Source organism: Shewanella livingstonensis (assembly GCF_003855395.1).
Taxonomy (GTDB): domain Bacteria; phylum Pseudomonadota; class Gammaproteobacteria; order Enterobacterales; family Shewanellaceae; genus Shewanella; species Shewanella livingstonensis.
Genome location: NZ_CP034015.1, coordinates 1466182 through 1482389, shown reverse-complemented (window position 1 = coordinate 1482389; position 16208 = coordinate 1466182). Strand labels below are relative to the sequence as shown.

Annotated in this window: 16 protein-coding genes; 6 read left to right on the top strand and 10 right to left on the bottom strand. The window is 40.7% G+C overall.

From position 1 onward, the window contains the following. Positions 1 to 323: 323 nt before the first annotated feature. From EGC82_RS06425 to EGC82_RS06390, 8 genes are all read right to left on the bottom strand, one after another. The gene (locus tag EGC82_RS06425) at positions 324 to 2399 is read right to left on the bottom strand and encodes a TonB-dependent receptor (RefSeq protein WP_124730033.1); all 2076 of its coding nucleotides are present in this window, start codon (positions 2397 to 2399) and stop codon (positions 324 to 326) included. A gap of 213 nt (positions 2400 to 2612) precedes the next feature. Continuing rightward, a complete protein-coding gene (gene luxS / locus EGC82_RS06420; RefSeq protein WP_124730032.1) occupies positions 2613 to 3122 on the bottom strand; it encodes an S-ribosylhomocysteine lyase in 510 nt (169 codons plus the stop codon). Positions 3123 to 3213: 91 nt separating this feature from the next. Further along, positions 3214 to 4338, bottom strand: a complete 1125-nt coding sequence (locus EGC82_RS06415) for a TRAP transporter substrate-binding protein (protein WP_124730031.1) — start codon at positions 4336 to 4338, stop codon at positions 3214 to 3216. A gap of 149 nt (positions 4339 to 4487) precedes the next feature. Further along, a complete protein-coding gene (locus EGC82_RS06410) occupies positions 4488 to 4787 on the bottom strand; it encodes a BolA family protein (protein WP_011636419.1) in 300 nt (99 codons plus the stop codon). A 142-nt stretch (positions 4788 to 4929) separates the two neighbouring features. Continuing rightward, positions 4930 to 6351: a DASH family cryptochrome gene (locus EGC82_RS06405; protein WP_124730030.1), complete on the bottom strand. Its 1422-nt coding sequence runs from the start codon at positions 6349 to 6351 to the stop codon at positions 4930 to 4932. Positions 6352 to 6735: 384 nt separating this feature from the next. Continuing rightward, positions 6736 to 7395 (bottom strand): alpha-ketoglutarate-dependent dioxygenase AlkB family protein, encoded by a 660-nt coding sequence (locus tag EGC82_RS06400; protein WP_124730029.1) that lies wholly within the window; start codon positions 7393 to 7395, stop codon positions 6736 to 6738. An 18-nt stretch (positions 7396 to 7413) separates the two neighbouring features. Further along, positions 7414 to 8382, bottom strand: a complete 969-nt coding sequence (locus tag EGC82_RS06395) for a magnesium transporter CorA family protein (RefSeq protein WP_124730028.1) — start codon at positions 8380 to 8382, stop codon at positions 7414 to 7416. A 41-nt stretch (positions 8383 to 8423) separates the two neighbouring features. Next, the gene (locus EGC82_RS06390) at positions 8424 to 8750 is read right to left on the bottom strand and encodes a winged helix-turn-helix domain-containing protein (RefSeq protein WP_124730027.1); all 327 of its coding nucleotides are present in this window, start codon (positions 8748 to 8750) and stop codon (positions 8424 to 8426) included. A 230-nt stretch (positions 8751 to 8980) separates the two neighbouring features. Between EGC82_RS06390 and EGC82_RS06385 the strand changes: the two genes are divergently transcribed. From EGC82_RS06385 to EGC82_RS06375, 3 genes are read left to right on the top strand one after another with little or no spacing between them, the layout of a single operon-like run. After that, the gene (locus tag EGC82_RS06385) at positions 8981 to 9709 is read left to right on the top strand and encodes a PH domain-containing protein (RefSeq protein WP_124730026.1); all 729 of its coding nucleotides are present in this window, start codon (positions 8981 to 8983) and stop codon (positions 9707 to 9709) included. Continuing rightward, positions 9702 to 11330: a PH domain-containing protein gene (locus tag EGC82_RS06380; RefSeq protein WP_124730025.1), complete on the top strand. Its 1629-nt coding sequence runs from the start codon at positions 9702 to 9704 to the stop codon at positions 11328 to 11330. The genes EGC82_RS06385 and EGC82_RS06380 overlap by 8 nt, the downstream gene beginning before the upstream one ends. Positions 11331 to 11332: 2 nt before the next feature. Beyond that, positions 11333 to 11893: a DUF924 family protein gene (locus EGC82_RS06375; protein WP_124730024.1), complete on the top strand. Its 561-nt coding sequence runs from the start codon at positions 11333 to 11335 to the stop codon at positions 11891 to 11893. Between the two features lie 74 nt (positions 11894 to 11967). On the opposite strand, the gene EGC82_RS06370 is transcribed toward EGC82_RS06375, so the two are convergent. Then, the gene (locus EGC82_RS06370; protein WP_124730023.1) at positions 11968 to 12399 is read right to left on the bottom strand and encodes a universal stress protein; all 432 of its coding nucleotides are present in this window, start codon (positions 12397 to 12399) and stop codon (positions 11968 to 11970) included. Between the two features lie 343 nt (positions 12400 to 12742). Between EGC82_RS06370 and EGC82_RS06365 the strand changes: the two genes are divergently transcribed. Next, positions 12743 to 14164: a coniferyl aldehyde dehydrogenase gene (locus tag EGC82_RS06365; RefSeq protein ID WP_124730022.1), complete on the top strand. Its 1422-nt coding sequence runs from the start codon at positions 12743 to 12745 to the stop codon at positions 14162 to 14164. Positions 14165 to 14307: 143 nt separating this feature from the next. Then, on the top strand, positions 14308 to 14895 hold the full coding sequence (locus EGC82_RS06360) for a TetR/AcrR family transcriptional regulator (RefSeq protein ID WP_124730021.1): 588 nt from the start codon (positions 14308 to 14310) through the stop codon (positions 14893 to 14895). 122 nt (positions 14896 to 15017) lie between these two features. Here EGC82_RS06360 and EGC82_RS06355 read toward each other — a convergent pair whose 3' ends face one another. Then, on the bottom strand, positions 15018 to 15335 hold the full coding sequence (locus EGC82_RS06355; RefSeq protein WP_164839197.1) for a DUF1289 domain-containing protein: 318 nt from the start codon (positions 15333 to 15335) through the stop codon (positions 15018 to 15020). Between the two features lie 225 nt (positions 15336 to 15560). On the opposite strand from EGC82_RS06355, the gene EGC82_RS06350 reads away from it, so the two are divergent. Next, positions 15561 to 16097, top strand: coding sequence for a DUF4136 domain-containing protein (locus EGC82_RS06350; RefSeq protein WP_164839196.1), 537 nt, complete (start codon positions 15561 to 15563; stop codon positions 16095 to 16097). Positions 16098 to 16208 lie beyond the last annotated feature (111 nt).

Here is a 16208-nt window from a genome sequence, read left to right as displayed (position 1 = left end):
TTCAGCCTAGGGCCTGTTGATCTTTGCTGGTTGAATTTTGTTCGAGTTAAAAACGTTTTAATCGAGGCGAATGGATTGATGCCTAGTCATCTAAGCAAAATGCATTCAACAAAGAGTAAAACGTTTTTAGCCGAACCCTTCGGGCAGCGTTTGTTGGCCATTTTTACTGTGTTATCGACTTTTTATGTAGAATAACTACACCTCAAAGTCTCTGCCGCGCAGTTGTAAATGTGAGTAATGGCCAACAATTCGCTGCAAAAATAACCTTGAAAGATCAACAGGCCCTAGCTAACATATAGAGACCGTCATATAAAAACAGTTATCTAGAAATGACCTTGATAACCCAAATACGTGATCATTTCTGACTGCCCTTGAAATCCCATCGCTGTAATATTTGCGACTAATTCTTCATCTAACAAGTTTTCAACTCGAACATATAATTCATGCTGCTCGGTCAAACGATAAGTCGCGGCTAAATCAACCTTCCACTGACTATCAATGGTTCGCTCATTAGACAATGAGGTTTGATAACCTAACTCAGATTGATACAAGGCCTGCGCGATAAAAGACATGTCACCATACACAATACCGGAGCTTAACGTTAACTGTTGTTCTGGTACCCAAGGTAATTGACTATTGGCAGCAAAACATCCCATTAACTCATTGCAATCGGCAGTATCGGTTTCAGCCTGGGTGTATTGATACTTTACGTTCAATGGAATAGAAAAGTGATCAAATGTCAGCCCATACGCTATGCTCAAGTCTGCGCCCACAACAGCAACATCACTCATATTTTCCTGTAATGATATTTGCTCATAGCCACATACCATGCCCTGCATACAACTTACGTGTTGACTGTCGTAATCATGCATATAGCCTGTCATGGCTATCGATAAAGCATCTTGCTGGTAACTTAACGCTAATTGATATTGCAGCGCTTCTTGAGCCGTTTGGTTAATATTTCCCGCTGAAGCGGCTGTCCAAGCTTGTTTAACTTGCAGCGCGGCTAACCAGGCACCACTTTTATAAGCTACCTCAGCTGACGGAGTCCAGCCATCATCAGAAAAATCAACAGCATTAAGGTTAGTCGTCATATCATCAAGCTCACGAGAAATACTCACATGCTCATAACCTAAACCGAGGTTAATAGACCACTGACCATAATTTAATTTAGTGTCTACCGCTGATGAAAATGCCGAGACATCATCAGTATACGTCAGTGCATATTCATCATCTGATGTCGGCGTCAGTGATAAATCATTACCCCATAACCACTCACGCTGGCCTAAACGCATTTCAGCTTTATCTGTATGATAGCGTGCACTATAAGTCACCTGGTGCTGACCATACATAGTCACACCTTTGGTTTGTACACCAAAACCAGCAAAATCATTATTTTGCGTTAGCGATCCTAGATTCATCCCATCAGCCGTTGGAGCCGCTTCAAACATAGCAACGGAAGCCAATAAAGCACTATCAATTTGCTCACCATCAACAAAATGCATGTTTTGAGTTTGCTGCGAATAGGTTTGGTAATAAAAATCGGTATCCATGGTCGAATCAGCAGACAGAATAACCTTATGTGCTAATACGTAGCGTTGTCGTTCGCCTTCAATATTATCGATGCTAGCCGCTGAATATAATTGAGTCGGACTTAACGTAAAATCAGCAGCAGTTAACCCCAAGGTCCCGCGCTCGCTATCTTGTGATGAATACTGATAACTGAACTCGGTGGTTTGTTGATTACGTGCTCCAGGTAGACTATCAGCAGCAATTTTAAATAAAATATCTTTTTGAGTTGAATCGAGATCTCGCGAAATATGATAACCCACATCCTCTGATGCAGATTGATAATCAACCGCCAGTAACATGCCTGCTTGCTTAGATGTTCCACTCACCACGACACCACCATTGATGGCATTATTGTCACTGCCTTCAAGATTGATCTTCGTCGCATATTTGTTCGGGTTAATTTGTACTGACTGATATTCAAGCTTACCAAAAGCCGCTTCTGAGCTTTCGGTCACATTCGTCATACCTGAAAATGATACTTTTTGTTGATGTTGTAGATTAGGTTGTAACGCTAAATGCTGTCCAGAATACGGCGCTGGAGAGAAGAAAATACCATCTTGTAAAATGGCAACGCCGTCTGTGGCACCCGCATGAGTAATCGCTACATCCTGATGCGGTATGGCGGGCAATACTGTCGCGCCAGTTAACCCTAGCGTTATATCACTTTGACGATAATTAAATTGGCTTATTGATGACTGTTGCAAGTCGAGTTGGCTATTAATCTTATCAATAGACTCTGTCACTGTTTCGGCAACAGCATTGGTTGAATGGCAAACATAAAGCACTGCGGCTGCTATAACTGACAGGCTAAATGGGTGGTTAGACATATTAATCTCCGTATATGTGTCTGTTCACGTAAAAGATCGCTTAAAATGACGTATGAGTTACTAAAATTTGCCCATTACAATAACGGTTCCAGTTACATAAAAATAGCGTACTGTTAACGTTTACTCGACAATAAGTGGTTTTTTTTGTAAAAAAAAGCGGCTAAAGCCGCTTATACAATTAATTTTAACGTATCGATTCATTTATCGATTGAGTTAAAGATTACCTAAAATTTCATCACTCAATTTTAAATCATCATTTTGGTTAACGCTCACGCCTGCGGCAATAATCATCCGAGCAATGTCTTGAGCTTGCTCTAATGAGTGCATTTCATAAGTGCCGCATTGATACTCATTTAACTCAGGAATATCTTTTTGATCAATCACATTAGTTACATCAACCATCGCCGCTAACCAAGCATCTGCTACTGTACTTTCTGTCGGCTGACCAATTAAGCTCATGTAAAAACCGGTTCGACATCCCATCGGCGAAATATCAATAATCTCTATACCATCTGCATTTAAGTGTTCACGCATAAAACCTGCAAACAAATGTTCAAGCGTATGGATACCACGCTCGCTGAGAATATCTTTATTGGGTGCACAAAAACGCAAGTCGAACACAGTGATAGCATCGCCACTTGGGGTACTCATGTGCTTGGCAACGCGGACCGCTGGAGCATTCATACGGGTATGATCTACGGTAAAACTGTCTAGTAAAGGCATTGCTTTCTCCAAAATAAATTAAAAAAAATCTAACAAGATACAGCCTAATAACAAGATACTACCACTATTAAAGTATTGCCATAGCCACAGTTTACTGTTGATGTTTATCATCTAACTCAAACCGACTTAACGCATCTTCAGTATAACTAAAGTAGCGTTTTACTGACTTTTCATTAGCCATATAAGACTCGAGTACTTTATTAAATAACGGATCTTTAGCTGCCTCACTCTTAAGCACATCATCTCGGGCATTTTTTAATGCACGAATAACAGTCTTAGGAAATGGTTTCACTTGCACATCATGTTCGTTAAGCAATACGTCCATCGCAGCAATATGGCCTTGAGTATAATCATCTAACATATCTTGATTGATAGCGCTTGCGGCAACTTTAATGATCATTTTTAAATCATCAGGCAAAGTAGAGAAAGCCTGCTTATTGATGAGAAATTCCATGGTGGAGCCAGGTTCATGCCAACCCGGATAATAATAGTATTTAGCAACCTGATACAACCCAAGCGATAAATCATTATAAGGCCCAACCCACTCGGCAGCATCAATTGCGCCAGTTTGTAGCGCGCCATATATTTCTCTGCCAGTCAGGGCATCAACAGGAACTCCCCCTAATTTTTTAAGCACTTCGCCCCCTAAACCGGGTAAGCGCATCTTGAGACCTTTAAAGTCTTCCGGAGTGGTAATCGCGGTATTAAACCAGCCACCCATTTGCATGCCGGTATTACCTCCTGCAAGCGGTAAAATACCAAAAGGCTGATAAACCTCCTCCCACAGCTCCATCCCGCCACCGTAGTGAAGCCATGCATTCATTTGCTGCGCCGTTAAACCAAAAGGAATTGATGAGAAAAACTGAGCGGCTGGGGCTTTACCTTTCCAGTAATATGAAGCGCTATGCGCCATTTCAATGCTGCCATTACTGACCCCATCAAATACCGATAATGCAGGCATTAACTCTCCGGCACCGTAGACTGTTATCATCAAACGTCCATTAGACATTTGCTTGACCAATTGGGCAAACCGTTCAGGGCCCATACCTAAACCGGGAAGATTTTTTGGCCATGAGGTGGCTAAACGCCATTCAATCACTTGCGCGGGAGCTAAATCTATTTGAGCAATAGAGTTTGTCTTCAAAAGAGTGTCTTGTTGACAGCCCAGCAATAAGGTTAAAGCCATTAACCAGCAGGTTTGTGTCACCTTACTCATGTAAATATCCTTTGCAATCGAACGCTTCTACCTCAAGACTGTAACATAATCTTAACGAGTGACAACCATCACCTCAAGGTAACACAAAATAAAAAACCTCATAGTTCATATGAGGTTTTTTTATAAATCAGCCAATAATTTAGTAACTATTAGCCTTTGCAATTAGGTGTTCTCGGCACTTCATCCAATGCTTGCCATTCTGGCTGACTATACGCATTTATAGATAATGCATGCACACCGTTAGCTAACTCGTCGGCAAGCGCTTGGTTAACCAAACGGTGACGCGCAAGTAAACGCTGTTCGCTAAATTGATCACTAACCACAACTACTTTGAAATGAGTTTCAGAGTTAGGCGGTACATGATGGCGGTTACTTTCATTAATCACCTCTAGATGCAATGGTGCGAAAGCGTGATTCAATTTATCCGTAATGATTTGTTCGACAGACATAGTGATACTCTTGTTAATCCATATCGATGAAATCGAAGGGTACTGGTTTGCTGAATAAAGGTCAAACAGGCAGGCAAAAAGTTAACGTTTGTGCACACCTTTGCTTAGGCCCGCATCTAAGTGAACTCATACCTATGAGTAATCAATTTCTGGGCCAATCCGCTATATCGACACTATCGATACAATATTCAGCATTGGTGTCATCATGTTGTTTTACCGCTTCTCGCCCTAGCCATGCATTAATAAACATCCCCTCCGGGTCGTAAGTTTGCTGCTGCTTTTGCAGATTAAAGCGCCTGCAACCTCGAGGGTCTGCACCAACACCAGCTAAATACTGCCAATTACCCCAATTAACAGCAACATCATAATCGATTAACTGCTGTTGAAAATACGCCGCCCCATAACGCCAATCACATTGCAGCTCGTTAACAAAACAACTGGCCACAATTTGCCTACCACGGTTTGACATATAACCGGTGTCATTTAATTGTTTCATCAATGCATTCACTAACGGAAAAGGGGTACTGGCGTTTTTCCAAGCTTGAATCCGTTGCGCATAAAAACTGGTTAATGGTTTACGTCCATTAATGCCTGAAAATCTAAACACCAGCGTATTGAATTTATGCGCATAAAAATGGAAATACTCACGCCAAAGCAGCTCATACAAAATACACTCGGTCGATTCGTTAGCACCTTGTTGTAACTCAAATTGCTTTAACGCCGACACAACTTGCCTTGCAGATACACAACCATTGGCTAACCAAGGTGAAAACTTTGTCGAGCACTCCCAGCCATCAAGCTCATTACGCACCACTTTATAGTTGTGGGCTAAGTTAGACGAAAAATAACTGTCTAGTTGTAACATCCCTTGCGCTTCACCACCGCAAAATACATTGTTGAACATTTGCGTTTGTGGCAACCAATTAGGATAAGCCAACCAAGCTTGAAGTTGTTTATCTTGTTGCTTAAGCGCAACCATTGGCGGCAGCCAAGATACGGCATCGGCTGCGGCGCAAATAGTAACTTTTTCGACCTTTTTACGAAACTGACTAAATGTCGGAGGCAGATCGGCTAATTCAAAAGGCAGTTGCTGCAGATCAAACAAAGTTTGAGTGGTCATAGTCAAATATTCAACATTAGGGCACTGCTGCTGAATATTTTGCCAAGCAGCTTGCTCATCTGCACCGCTATGATCACTTCGATATACTCTTGAAATAGTATGACGTTGAATGATATATGGCAAAGATTGCTGTGCAGATGCATAAACAATGTGTAGCTGTTGACCATATTGATTAAGGGTTTCATCTAAGGCACGTAACGATTCGAGTAAAAATCGAAGTTTGTACTTACCAACATACTGAGCCTGATATTGAGCAGAACAGAACCAATTAGGATCGATGCAATACACCACCATCAACTGCTGGGCATGCTGGGCAATATCAGCAAAAATAGCATTATCGGCCACCCGCAGATCATCACCTAACCAATAAAGCGCACTGACAGTAGATTGTGATGTCGATTGTAAATTCGTTTCTCCGAAAGTTTGGCCATCAGCATTGTTCATCTATTCATTACCATATCTTGTATTGATACTAATGAGTACGTATACACTGCGGTTACCGGTTCAATAATGATCCATTTTAGCGATATCCCCAAACTAGCTCGACCTTCGGTCTTCGAGGTCCTAGAGTCGCTTCGCTGCTAGTTCGCTACGCGTATAGAGCGCTTCGTTTCTAGGGACAGCTTCGCTGCTAAGATTTTATAGCATCTAATCGCGCAGCATCCTAGGCGCTTAGCTTTTCGCTTGTTATCGCTTGTCATTTATAGGATAGGAACCGCTTGGCTGCTAAGATTTTATAGCATCTAGCCGCGCAGCGTCCTAGCCTCTAGGCCTTTCGCCTTTCGCTTTTAGCTTTTAGCTTTTAGCTATGGCCATTAACGAGATTTATTAACCATAGTAATTAGGGATGATGTGTCGAAAGGTAAAATTAATCCGTGGTTCAACAACCTTGAGGCGTTTAGGCAAAGCATGTTGCCATTGTTGCTGCATACCTGGATGCATAATGAGTAAGTCGCCCGATGTGAGCGCAAAATTAACGTTGGTTTTAGTGTGCTTGTGGCGCACGATAAAGTCTCGACAGGCACCCAAAGTAACCGAGGCAATAGCTGAGCCAACGACAATCTCAGGTTCATCATCACTGTGCCAGCCCATGCAATCGTGACCATCAGCATAGCGATTAACTAATACCGAATTAGTGTCAATTTGATGATCATTGAGTAATTTGGCTCTTAATCGGCTTAGCAGATTTGGCCAAGGCAGTGCGGTAATGTGTAATTTAGAGTAATGATAATCGCAACCTAAATCGCCAAACCAAGCCTGAGTTCGAGGAATAAGATGTTGTTTTCCATAGACCTCTATGGCAACCCGTTCTAAAGGGTATTGGTTAACTTCATTAAGCAATAACTGTTGCTGTTTGGGCGATAAAAAACCTTTAATCCATGTGACGGGCGGATTAATTTGCTTGTTAGCCGATGGCACGGCAACATCATCTTGAGTTAAGCCATTTTGATACTCACCAAAATCTAATCCATGTTGAAATCCTGCCACCTCAATTGCCCTCTTATGTTAATACCAGCGCTTGATCTTTGCTATCCACAAACCTGATACCACAATCACAGCCATTAGGATCAATACTGCAAAATAGCCAAAGTGCCATTTAAGCTCTGGCATATTGTCAAAATTCATTCCGTAGATACCCGCAACTAAGGTTAACGGTAAAAAAATAGCGGTTACCATGGTAAGCGTCATCATGACTCGGTTAGTTTTATGCGCACTCACTGATATATAACCATTAATTAAGCTGTCCACTAAGCCTTGATACAGACTGGCACGACTCGATAGTCGCTCAAACTGATTATATAAATAGCTTAGCTGTTCATAATCCATCTTAATATGCTGATGGCTATCATCGCGAAGCAACTGTTGCAATATCTCTTCGTGATAACTGAACGAACGTTTTGCTTTTTGTAACTTACTACTATAAGCGATTAATTCAGCTAATAGATCATCTGTAGAAACCTCAAAAATTTCATCTTCTATTTCACTTAAACGTTCTTCTAATGCCAGCATCACCGCCAGATAATCAATCACAATTTGGCGCATTAATTCAAAACATACTTGGCTCATATCAGTGCTTTCCAGCTGAATTTTTTCGCTGATCCGCTGAGCAACTTTGCTAACACTGAGTGAAGGTTTAAGGTGTTGAGTCACTAAAAAGTGATCATTAACATGTAGCAGTAACTGACTACGTTCGAGCAGGAGATATTCTTCCCGGTCCATAAGCTCATGAGTTAATAAATAAGAATGAGTGTCATATTCTTCAAACTGTGGTGGATGACGTTCACGCTGAGCTTCTTCAAAGTCGAGATGATCAATACCAAAATAAGGGTATTTCTTAAAAAACTGTTGGCTATGCTGACCGGTAATATCGACCCATATTAAATGCTGCTGCGGATCATATTCGGCCATAAGAGCCTCGTCACCCAGAGATAACAATCGACCTTGTGCATTAAATAATAGTATCTGTATTGCCATGAGGAGCCTTGTTAACAACCAATGATTATATTTAAAATGTATTAACGGACCATCGACGGTTCATCAACCATCTCAATGTGCTGTTTAATTTGTTCAAAATGGCTATTGACCCAAGCACTGCTAATTGGGCCCCATGTTGAAATACGATAATAGCCTTCATTATGTCGCTGGCCTTGTTGCACAAAATCCACTTCAATACCAATATCAACAAATGCCGCTATAGCATCTTGCAAAGTTCTTCTTGGCATCAACGTTAGTTTTTGTAAGCTTAATAAGTTGTGCTGCTCCTCATCTAATAAATGCGCTAAATACAATTTCCGTAGAAAAGCTTTTTGCGATTTATTGATCACGTAATTATCCGAAAACATCTTTCACACGCCCTATTATCTCTACATCACTAACTCGAAATTACTGTATCTGTAGCCAATCACGCAAGTACTATTGCTAGCGTGTGGCCATTGTGGCTGAATTAATCACTGATTTTTAGCTAATAGATTGATTTATCGATAACCTAATATGATTAACACTACCTAAGTAACGACAATCTCGTTATAGTTTTTAACAATAGATAACAGCAAAAAATGGAAAGCGAACCAATATGGATACTCAGCCGCACCTAAAGAGCCCATTAACGCAATCGCCAATAAATGATCCGTCATCGCTAAGCGATACATCTACATCTATCGCAGCAAAAGAAACATTGACGCATGCTTATCATCACGGTCCACTCTTATCCCAAGATGATTATATTCAGCTTGTTGATTTACCACTGAGCAATATTGATCCTAACTACCCTAAACTATTATTAATAATCAGTAGTGTTATGGCGTTGATTATCATAACGCTCTTAAGCGGATTTCAATTAATCGCTAAACCGTTGCCGTTAATCATCGCGTCACTGGTGCTGGTATTTGCCATGCTATTAGCAGCGGTGATAATTAAACTTATTCATCTTAAGGCCAACAAGATTGCTTATGGATTGTTTAAACATGAAATAGTGCTACGTGAAGGGTTATTCTGGGTATCAACAACGGCATTGCCTTATACTCGGCTGCAACATGTTAATTTGTCTCAAGGGCCTCTTGAGCGAAAATACAATTTGGTCACGTTAAAATGCTTTAGTGCTGGCAGTGGATTAGCTGAAATAGATTTGCCCGGTCTCAATGCCGATTTAGCAGAGCATTTACGCCAACACTTATTGACCCAAGCAGCCGCAAATCATCTATTACCGGTCTCCGAAGAGGATATTATTCAGCCAACGTCATCTGACATAGAAACCGACAATATATCCATTCATCCTCCACAACAGGATAACCATAATGGATAAATCATCAACATCTGCAGATAACCATAAGCAGCTTGAAACCGAAACCATAATGGCTCATCCATCGGTTGATACAAATGATGCTGTAAACAATAATCCGGCAAGTGATTTGCAACAATGGCAAGCACTGTCAGCATGGTCCATCGTTAGCAATATTTTTACTACCTTAAAAAGTATTCTCAGTAATGGTTTTGCCATAGTGCCAATTGTTTATACAGGATGGCAGCAAGGTTTTGATATGCAATGGGGCATACTGGCATCTAGCCTACTATTAATACTGGTAACGATTTTCGCAATAATAGAATGGTTAAAATTTAGATTTCGTCTTAATAACCATCAGCTTGAAGTAAAGCGTGGTTTATTTTTTACCAAAAAGGATGAAATACCTCTTAGCCGTATTCAAAATATTCGTTATGAACAACCGTTTTATTTTAAGCCTCTATCGCTTGGTACCCTAGTAATTGAAACGGCAGGCTCTAAAAGTGATGAAGCTCAATTAGCCGCTTTAGATGCCCAACAAGCACAAACCTTAAAACGTTTACTGCTGAATTTAAGTCACTTTGAAGCAACCCTGTCGGTACACCAGCATTCATACGCAAACAAACAGCTGAGCATAAATAACACCCAGTCTATTACGCGCAAAAGTTTACGAGATTTAATTTTATTTGGTTTTTATCAAAATAATTTTATTTGGTTTGCGGTAATTGCGGGCCCCATAGTAGGCCAATTTGATTGGGATAAAATATTCGATTCGCCAATGGCACAGCAATTTTGGTTATGGGTTCAACAGCAAACCCATCAAAATATTGGCTTGCAAACCATCATGGTCATTATAATGTTGTTTGGGATTTACAGCTTATTTTCATTAATTTCAATTATCGCGGCTATTTTAAAATATCATCCATATCAGCTCGACAAACATGAAGACACTATACAGCGAAGTGGTGGCGTTATATCACATCAGCAAGATGCATTAGCCATAAAGCGTATTCAATTAGTCCAAGCGCAACAACCCATTATTGCACGCTTATTTAACCGCTGGACCTTATACTTTAAACAAGTCAAAGGCCATGAAGTTGAACATAAAACTAAACAACATATGTTAATTCCAAGCGTTAAGCCCAATGAGGTAGAGTCAATACTGGCTAACATCCCACAACTTAGTGGCGGCGTAAGCGTACTACCCAACAGTTACACACCGATTAGTATTAATTGGCTAACCAGAAGATTAGCCCTACCACTGTTTCCGGCCACATTGCTCAGTATAATCGGTTACTATGGCCATCATAGCCTCGGTTTTTTTGAGTTTATTTGGTTTACGACTGCCATGGTAATGATAGCGCTTTACATCCGCTATAAGCAGTGGGGATATGTGATCGCAGATCAGGTTATTTGGCAACACAGCGGCTTTTTTGGTCAACAATGGAAACGAGTCGCCTTTGAAAAAGTTCAACACGTTACCATTACCCAAACCAGCAGCCAAAAACAAGCTCAGTTAGCCTATGTTGAAGTGGGATTGGCCAGTGGCAGTGTGGTGTTTCCATATATCCCGACATCAATAGCTGAACTGATTATTACTCGATCGCTTAATGCCATTAGTCACGATAACCATAATTGGATATAGCCATGAATGTAATAGGAACAACCAGTATCTCTGTCGAAGATGTTATTAATTTTTGGTTTGTGCAAACATCGCCTACACAATGGTGGATCAAAGATGCCGAGCTTGATTTACAGATAACACAAACTTTTGGTAACGCTTTAGATGCCGCCATAAACGGAGAGTTACAACACTGGCGTAAAGATGCTCAAGGTCGATTAGCCGAAATTATCGTATTAGATCAATTTTCGCGAAATATTCATCGCGATACGCCAGCCGCATTTTTTGCTGACAATATCGCATTAGAGCTTGCACAACAAGCCGTTGCACTGGGTTGCCTAGCTGAGTTACCGACACCGCAAGCCGCATTTTTAATTATGCCCTATATGCATAGTGAATCAATGATAGTCCACCAGCTAGGATTGCCATTATTTGAGCAATATGCGCCAAATAACGTGCGCAGCCAACAACAACATCAAGCTATTATTGGGCAATTTAATCGTTATCCGCACCGAAATACGATACTTGGGCGCGTCTCAACACCTGCAGAAATCGCCTTTTTGAGTCAACCCGGTTCAAGCTTTTAGCTAGATAAAAGCACAACTAAGCCGTGTATCAACGATAGCCGATTTTAACATCTATCAAGCTTCAACAGTCAGTATTACTTAACCACTAATACTGGACAATCGGCTTTATTGGCAATTGCTTCGGCTACATTGTCATGTAAAAAATGAGACAGCCCGCTTCTGCCATGGCTAGCAATAACTACCATACCAATATCACCGTTATTGGCTTCGGCTAAAATCTCAGTAATGGCATCACCACGCCTAATAACCGTTTCAATCTTTAAGTTGGTATTAAGCTGGCCTAATAGCTCATGCATTCGACTAGCGGCGGCATCTTCCATACTTTTAGCCAGCTCTTCGGGTGTCACAGCAAGCACCATATAGTTCTCATCACCAAAAGGCTGATCAACCACATGCATAATACGAATACCAACTTGATATAAATTTGCCATTTCAATGGCATAACGTAACGCATGTGACGCCGTATCAGAAAAATCGGTAGGCCATAAAATATTACGTGTGCGCATATTATCTTCCTCCAAAGTTCAAAGTGTTTATTTGCTGTAACATTGCATGCCTAAAAGACACACTCGGTTCTATTTCAACAACACAAGTAATCGCAACATAAGTAATCTAAACTCTTAATAACAAAACCAAGTTTAACGATTTGTCACAACTTTTATCCCGTGTTGAGATTAAGTATAGTCATTATTAAAGCGTTACTTAGTGATCAAAATCAAGCTAAAGCCGGAAACTTGCTTTAGATCAAAAAACAACCTAGCATTAGACCGACCAATCAGTCGACTTGTTGAGTAAGTTCATATTATGCTCATCAAATCTACATTGTTATTTTTTTGCTGGAGATAGAGTATGAATATGGCCGTTGATAATATTGAAACACAATTACGACAATTACTAACTGATCAACGAGCACGTTTCCAAGCTAATCCAGCACCCGATTATCAATCGCGGGTAGATAAATTAACCCGCCTAAAGCAAGCATTACTCAACAACCAGCAAGCTATTATCGACGCATTAATCAATGATTACGGTCACAGATCGCCAAACGACACTATCATTTCCGATATAATGCCTTGCATAAATAACATCAATTACACCATCAAGCAGCTTAAGTCATGGATGAAACCTAGCCGTCGTCATGCTGGCTTATTACTCTCCCCGTCAAAGGTATCAGTGCAATATCAACCCTTAGGCGTAATTGGTATTATTGTGCCGTGGAACTTCCCGGTAATGTTATCTATGGGTCCGTTAATTACCGCGATTGCAGCAGGCAATGGCGCTATGCTAAAAATGTCTGAGTTCACTCCGGCAATTAATGCAGTATTACGTAAGATGTTGGCAACAATTTTTGACTCAACCGAAGTAGAGTTAGTTGAAGGTGAAGCCGATGTGGCCGCAGCATTTTCCGCGTTGCCGTTTGATCATATTCTGTTTACCGGCTCTAGCGTTGTTGGCCGCCATGTTATGCGCGCCGCAGCAAATAACCTGACTCCAGTAACATTAGAACTAGGCGGTAAGTCGCCTGCGATCATCGCTCCAGATATGCCAATAGACACAGCAGTTGAAAGACTTATTTTTGGTAAGTGCCTAAATGCAGGTCAAATTTGTGTCGCCCCTGATTATGTCTTATGTCCTGCTGAAAAAGTTGAGGCATTTATTGCTGCTTACCAACGTCGATTTAATAAAATGTACCCTAACTTCGATACCAACCAAGATTACGGTAATATCATTAATGATCGTCAGTACCAACGCCTAATCAAAGTGCTAGATGATGCCAAAGCCAAGGGCGCAACCATCACCTCGGCAATTGCTGGCCCAATATCTACAACTCAACGAAAAATTGCCACTCAACTCGTTACCCATACCACAGACGATATGCTCATTATGCAAGATGAGATATTTGGCCCTTTATTACCGATCATTAGCTACCAGTCGATTGATGAAGCAATAGGTTATATCAACAAAAATGATCGTCCATTAGCTCTGTATGTGATGAGTTTTGAGCAACAAACTCAGCAAAAAATATTACAACATACTCATTCTGGTGGCGTGTGCATAAATGACACGGTATTTCATGTTGCAGCAGATGATGCTCCCTTTGGCGGCATTGGTCCGTCAGGCATGGGGCACTACCACGGTAAAGAAGGCTTTTTAACCTTTAGTCATGCTAAAACGATTCTTAACAGTGGTAAAATTAATACTGGCATTTTTGTTCATCCACCTTATGGCGGTATTATCCAACGGTTATTGATGAAATTTTTCTTGCGTTAACACATCGAGCTATCATCACAATATGTATGACGTTAATAGGTCATACTTACTGAGCTTATTGCGACAGCAAAGCCGCGTAATCAAACTGATTTGATAAGCAAACATAAGATATACAGACCTTAAGCAAACAGGTATTTGATTCAATGAGCAGTAAAGCCCTTGTTACCACAGATAAGAAACAAGCTATTTTAGACTCAGCTTTACAGCTGTTTGTGAATAAAGGCTTTAATGCGACATCGACAGCATCAATAGCTAAAGCTGCTGGCGTAGCGACAGGCACGTTGTTTCATCATTTCCCGACTAAAAAAGATATTATGAGTCAGCTCTTTTTATCCATTAAACGAGAGTTTGCTACCAACATGCTCAGCAGCACAGATTTTAGTGGCAACATTGAACAAGACGCTAATACGCTATGGCAAAAAGCCATCGATTGGGCCATTGCACAACCATTAAAACAATTGTTTTTTTTGCAGTACTCTATGTCAGCAGACATTGATGTCGACGTGAGAAAACAGGCGATGAACAGTGTTTTAGGATTTGTTGTCGAATTGATTAATAAAGGTAAGCAGCAACAGGTTATAGCAGATTTTCCCAATGCGTTATTACTCGAAAACTGCCATGGCCAGTACTTAGCTGCGATTAGATTTTTTACCGACAATCCCCATTTAGGTAGCGATGACATTCACAGAAACGCCAGTTTTAGATTATTTTGGCAAGCAATGAGAGCCTAGGGCCTGTTGATCTTTGCTGGTTGAATTTTGTTCGAGTTAAAAACGTTTTAATCGAGGCGAATGGATTGATGCCTAGTCATCGAAAGATCAACAGGCCCTAACATAAAGATGAAAATGTTTGGTTATTCATCTAAACTAAAACCTGTTAAATCAACATCTTCATCTTTCACTGCGGTCTGCCCATCAAAATCCAGTTGAAGCGCATACCACGCTTGCTGGGTTTGTAACTCCAGTTGCTTTGCTTTATGCGCAGCATATTGACGACGTCGCTTACGCTGTGAACATAAACGGATCACATCTTGCTTTTGTAACTCACCATAATTCATCCAGTTAAAACGTTCATCACGGCTTCGAAGACATCCCATACAATAACCACGGCTGTCAGACTGGCAAACGCCGATGCAGGGACTGGGCACCGCAAAAAAACTTAACTGTTCCATCATCAAAATGCTTAACCTCAGCTAATATTGTTAAATATTAAATATACGATATAGTCATTAATAGTTTAATTTGATGGTTACTCTAGCGATTAACTAACCAAAACCACCATAGCACTACATTAGATTAAGGTTATACTAATTGAGCTAATTTTGTACACTTTTGCACGATTAATAGGGGGTCTCATGACAATATCAAGGCATTCGAGTCAATGGTTAACAGGTGGTATGGCATGTCGTAAACACATTTTAGTATTCTGTGGTCTACTATTACTCGCGTCTTGCAGCGCAAAACCTAAGCAAGATTATGATATCAGTTACGACTTTTCAGTACTGAAAACATTCAATCAACTTATCATAAAGCAAACCGATGATCCGCTAACAGCAGATCGAATTAGTCATAATATTAAACAAACCCTACAGAACCAAGGTTATGATTTTAACGCGGACAATGCAGATTTTTTAGTCAGTTATGCTTTTTTCACTGAAGATGAGCAAAAAAATTCAGGGTTGTCTATTGGCCTAGGCTCAGGCTCTTGGGGCTCTGGCGGAGGAGTCAGTTTAGGTACCAGTCTTGGTATTCCGCTAGGCAGTGACACAGCCAAAATGCAAACCATTCAGATTGATATTATTGACCCTGCAGATAATCGCTTAATCTGGCGTGGTAATGGCCAGTACAACTTTGATCAAGGCGGCGAAGCTAAAGCCAACAGTATAAATGAAACTGTTGTCGCCATATTGGCGCAATTTCCGCCCAAGAAGTAATCTATAATCGATTTTAGTCGCAGTTAACTTAGCTTAACTGCGACTCAGTTAAATAGTGACTCCAGCTCATCAAGCTGACTAAATATAAATATCTATTTAGCAATGAGCGAC